The 4,615-nt window shown below is 55.9% G+C and carries 5 protein-coding genes; 1 reads left to right on the top strand and 4 read right to left on the bottom strand.

The window, feature by feature from the left end:
• Positions 1 to 417 precede the first annotated feature (417 nt).
• The 3 genes from ASC97_RS28190 to ASC97_RS28180 all read right to left on the bottom strand — a co-directional run bounded on the left by ASC97_RS28190 (position 418) and on the right by ASC97_RS28180 (position 2,844).
• Positions 418 to 762 (bottom strand): hypothetical protein, encoded by a 345-nt coding sequence (locus tag ASC97_RS28190; protein ID WP_057471644.1) that lies wholly within the window; start codon positions 760 to 762, stop codon positions 418 to 420.
• Positions 762 to 1,865: an IS5 family transposase gene (locus tag ASC97_RS28185; protein WP_057471643.1), complete on the bottom strand. Its 1,104-nt coding sequence runs from the start codon at positions 1,863 to 1,865 to the stop codon at positions 762 to 764. The genes ASC97_RS28190 and ASC97_RS28185 overlap by 1 nt, the downstream gene beginning before the upstream one ends.
• A gap of 379 nt (positions 1,866 to 2,244) precedes the next feature.
• Positions 2,245 to 2,844, bottom strand: coding sequence for a hypothetical protein (locus ASC97_RS28180; RefSeq protein WP_057471642.1), 600 nt, complete (start codon positions 2,842 to 2,844; stop codon positions 2,245 to 2,247).
• Between the two features lie 339 nt (positions 2,845 to 3,183).
• Here ASC97_RS28180 and ASC97_RS28175 point away from each other — a divergent pair, with 339 nt between their 5' ends.
• Entirely contained in the window at positions 3,184 to 3,381 is a 198-nt protein-coding gene (locus ASC97_RS28175) for a hypothetical protein (protein ID WP_057471641.1), read from the top strand.
• A gap of 89 nt (positions 3,382 to 3,470) precedes the next feature.
• On the opposite strand, the gene ASC97_RS28170 is transcribed toward ASC97_RS28175, so the two are convergent.
• Positions 3,471 to 4,391, bottom strand: a complete 921-nt coding sequence (locus tag ASC97_RS28170; protein ID WP_156390491.1) for a hypothetical protein — start codon at positions 4,389 to 4,391, stop codon at positions 3,471 to 3,473.
• Positions 4,392 to 4,615 lie beyond the last annotated feature (224 nt).

The following is a 4,615-nucleotide window of genomic DNA, read 5'->3' as shown; positions in this document are numbered from 1 at the left end:
TGTCAATCAGACCAATGAATGACGCTTGCGAGCGTCAATCAAACAGATAAACTCACCCAGCCAGCGACACACAGGATTCTCATCCAGATTGTCGCGCGCCTCTCATCCAGATCGCCGCGCTATACTCTCGCTGCCACCGCCATCCGAAGGACAATGCCAGTGGACCGTACACTCTACTTAGCTGCAGCAGTCGCTGCGCTTCTCAATCTTTCAACTTTTGAGCCAGCTAAGGCTGCCTCAGTTTCATCGACACCGCAATCCAGCCGAATGGCAGTAAGTAAGCAACACACAGCGTCGACGACCTCAACGACTAGTGGCATGCCTACCCCCCGAATGATGGATCGCAAGCGTCCGATGAATCCAATCTGTGCCCAGGGCTTTAAGCCGCGCGCCCCGTCTAGCAGGCTGTTGAAGAAGTCAGTCGCGTTCGCACACGAAACCGGAATCGTCTCCGTTGTGGACGTAGATGTGTCCGACAAGGCGTCCAGCGGAGCCGAGAGCTGCCCATCCACGGCCACAGACCGGGTCGCTCTCGTCTTGTCCTTCCCATGAGAACTCTGCACAGGCTGATCCATCGCGTGCGCCATAGCGAACATCGAGAAAGCCCTTGAGCGCGACGAATGCGATTTCGCCGTCCGCTGTGCCCTGGAATGTCAGATGCGCCTCTTCGACGAGATCGAGGACGTCGTTGTCCCAGTTGTCCATCTCGACGATGCGCCAACGACCGGCGAAGGCCTTGGCGAAGGTGGAAACTCTCGCCATCAGCCTGTCTCCGTCATGAGCTTCGGCAGCCGCACCAGATTGTAGGCGGTGGCCGCGAAGGTGAAGGCCCATCCGACGCGGTCGCGCCCGCGGAACTTCGTCTTATCCTGCCCCGCGACGGTTTTGATCCAGCCGAACGCCTCTTCGATGCGCTTGCGGATACGCAAGCTGGCCTTATAGCCGCAATGACGCGTCGTGCGTCCATCAATGGCCGAACGGCGACCGTTGATGTTCTGCGTCACGTGGGGTGTCACCTTCATCGATCGCAAATCTTTGACGAAGTCTTTTGTGTCATATGCTTTGTCGGCACCCAGCGTGATCGCTTGTGGCCGCTCAGCGAAGGGTTCTATCATGGCAAGCGCCGCGACACGTTCGGCATATCCGCTGGCCTCTGTTAGGCAGGCATCGACCAGTAGGCCATGGCGGTTCTCCATCAGCCCATGGCCCATAAAGCACAGCTTGGCCTCCTTGCCTTTGCCTTTCTTATAAAGCCTTGCATCCGGGTCGGTCGTTGAAGCATGCGTCTCGTTGGAACGCCTTTCGCCGTGGAAGTCTGCTTCCGCATTCCGACCGCCGCTATCTGATGGTGGTTCGCCATTATCGCCCCTTGGGCCGTCCTTCGGCTTGAAGCTCTTCATCGACGCCCAGGCCTCGATCAGTGTGCCATCGACGGAGAAATGGTCTGTTGACAGCAGCCGCTTTACCTTGGGCTGGGAAAGGATTGCACCCAGGAACTTCGCAGCGATGTCGCCATCAAGCAACCGGTCGCGGTTCTTCGAAAACACCGAGTGGTCCCAAGCCGGATCGTCAATGCCGATGTCAACAAACCAGCGGAAAAGAAGGTCGTATTCCAGCCGCTCCATTAAAAGCCGTTCAGAACGGATCGAATAGAAGGCTTGCAAAAGCATGGCACGTAGAAGCTTCTCAGGCGCGATCGACGGCCGTCCGATCGGCGAATAAAGCGCCGAAAAATCTCGTTCCAATAAAAGAAGCGCTTCGTTCACGATCTGCCGGATGGCCTGTAAAGGATGATCTTTTCGAACCCGATCCTCAAGATCGACATAGCTGAAGAGTTCGCCTGTCCTCACATCGCCGCCGCGCATCCATCAGCTCCAAATCGCAATACAGCGAGTGAATCATGACCAGAGCCCGGGCGCTAGGGCTTTTTCAACACCCTGCTAGCTGTCATTATTGAAGCGCCAGCGTCACGGCTCTAAGAATCTCTCCTTACAGGTCCGTGTTCCTTCGAGGATGAAAAGAGTGGAACAGCGCCCTATCTCATTCTCATCGAAGCACTCTAGCGCGATGTTCAGCACGTACACTGCCTCGCCACTCTTGGCGGGGCTTTTTTCTGCATCGTGGGGAACCAAACGCGCCGTTCACACGTCGGATCGCGTCGAGCGGAACCCCCAAAGCTCCGTCGCAAGCCCACTTGTTGATGACGCGATCCACCATCCCTGACTAACGCACTAGTCTCGCTGATTAGGCCGCGGGTACAGCAGCAAACGCCGGCATAGAAGTGGCACCGCCTCCGATCGCCGCTCCAATCACGGCGCCTGGTACGCCGTATAGCCGATAGCCCATTCTCGCGCCATCAAGCGTTCCACGGGCATCTCTCAGAATTACCCCACGGACAATTTCCCAGTCGACGTCTTTAAGAATATTCCCTGCGCTCTCCAGACTGCTTTGAACGATGGCACCGACATTTTTCGCCAGTTGCGTCAACTCTTGTTCGGCTTCGGCAATAAGTGTCCGAACTGCTCGGGCCAAAATCTCAAGATTTTCTGAAGTGATCAATGCCTCGACGAGACGGTTCAAGAACTGGCTTTCGGGTTCCGTAATGACCTTTGTCTCGAGCAGAATTACAATTACCCCCTTAAGCGCGTCAGCGGCCCACGGATCATGGCCTGGCGTCTCGTTTCTAGCCGAAGCAACGAGTTCCGAGTGAACCGATTGCACGGAGGCGGTTGTTGGTGCCGCCAATGCCGTGCCTTCGGACTGAGCGTAGGCCGGCAGCGCCAGTAAGCTGGGAACCATGGCAAGGCCACCAACCTGAAAAAACTCACGCTTAGAAAGCTGCATCGAGACCTCCCGTGTCTGGATCGCGCGAGACTGGGAGAATAATGTTCACCGCCGCAACCACAAGTAACCAATGCTGGTGTTCGTTCAGCTGCTCAGTGACCTATTTGATGAGCGAATTACTCAGATTGAACGATTTGCGCGGATCGTCGGTTGGCGAACTGCCAACCGAGCCTTCATGACCGTTGCTTCACCGACCAGCACGCCGGCATGGGAACCAAGTCTGAGTGTGGCCGCCCGCCCCTAACGCCCCCCGCGATCGGCCTTGAATCTACCCGTGCACAAACCAAAATACTTGGCCTAAATCTGACATCTTATGAACGTGAAAGAGGTAGAACAGACATGCGCAGGGACGGGAATTTATGGGCCGAGGCACAGTCGTTCCTCGATGAGGGGAAGAAGCCTAAGGTCGAGGTATGGGTGGTGGACGGTCGCAGACTCCACGGGGTGGTGGAACGCGTGGAGGATGGGTGGGTGAGATTTGCCGGCGGCACCTGGATAAACATGGACATGATCGTGACGTGGAAGCTCGAGGCGTAAGCCTTCCGACCCAGGCCCCTCGTGCCATCGTCAAGTGACGGGAACGGAAAGACAGTCGCTTTCACCAAGGGCGCTGCCGATGGACGCTGTTAGCGGGAGATATTGAGGCTTTGCACGGTCAACTCCGATTGAGGGGAGGATCCAACGGCAACCACGGGCAGGTATGCGGCATCTGCGGGTAGCGCTACGTCGATCGTTATCCTATTAGACGCCCCTGGTTTCAGGAGCCCCCTCCAAAATGGATTAGAAAACCCTCCGTCGCGGCGAATAAAGCGCAGTGTAGCAAGCCCGTTACCGCTCAGTTTCGCGTCGATACGGTAAGGTTTACCACCACCTATTAGGTTGAGTGACGATTGTTTACTTGTAGCCCGTAGAGGCAGCTGTAACTCGTCTCCCGATTTGCTGGTTTTGCAGGCGGTAATCGGCTCACACGCCAAATCGGCAACTAATTGACTTAAGTGCTGCGTTCGTGAGTCCAGCTTGTACAGATACCAAGTTTCGATTTCGTCCGCTGCGAAGAACACCAGCTCGCCGTCGTCGAAAAGGGCTTTCCCGATTTGCGTATGGTCGATCAGGTGCCGGTTCGAATAATTAAAAAGCACAAAATCTACCCCAGCTCCCTTGAGCGCGCGCGTGGCGGTGGCGGCGTCAGGCGCCTGGTATGCCTCTATTAGTCTCGGGTCGAGGTAATTTATGGTGCAGACCTTGCCGTAGTAGACGAGGTCTGCGTACCTCATTGTCAAGACACACCCATCCCCCACTAAACTAGGGATTTTTTCTATTGCGCGATAAAGGGACCATCGTTGGCGTAGTGCCTTTGAACGGTCGTCGGCAGTTAATGTTTCGACGCGAACCAGCTCTTTAGGGCTCATCTGAAAACGACGAAGCTCGCCGTTAGCATGGGCGATGACGGGATTTATCACACCGGAAGCGACGAAAGCGGTTGAAATGCCAATTGAAGCGATAAGGGCAGCGACGACATTGGCACGAGGGTGGGCTTTACTGTCCACTATGCGCCGGCCGATAGCCCCAACGCATGCGGCAACAAAAAGTGAATTAGCCCCCGAAAGGCCCGGACATGCTCCACCACTTAGCTAAGTGGGTAGGAGTAATGTGTAAGCGCCGTCTCCGCCCCATTGGATTGGCTATATTTTGAGGCTTGCTGCGTGTGCGAGAAGGTTTCCAGGACTAACTGGAGATTTGCATGGCAGCTAACTGGAGATTTGCATGGCAG

It is taken from the genome of Rhizobium sp. Root1203 (assembly GCF_001424945.1).
GTDB lineage: Bacteria > Pseudomonadota > Alphaproteobacteria > Rhizobiales > Rhizobiaceae > Rhizobium.
This window is presented reverse-complemented; position numbering and strand designations above follow the sequence as displayed.

Coding starts and splice junctions, on each gene's coding strand:
- ASC97_RS28190 (WP_057471644.1), bottom strand. CDS start 762: ATGGCGAGAGTTTCCACCTTCGCCAAGGCCTTCGCCGGTCGTTGGCGC.
- ASC97_RS28185 (WP_057471643.1), bottom strand. CDS start 1,865: ATGCGCGGCGGCGATGTGAGGACAGGCGAACTCTTCAGCTATGTCGAT.
- ASC97_RS28180 (WP_057471642.1), bottom strand. CDS start 2,844: ATGCAGCTTTCTAAGCGTGAGTTTTTTCAGGTTGGTGGCCTTGCCATG.
- ASC97_RS28175 (WP_057471641.1), top strand. CDS start 3,184: ATGCGCAGGGACGGGAATTTATGGGCCGAGGCACAGTCGTTCCTCGAT.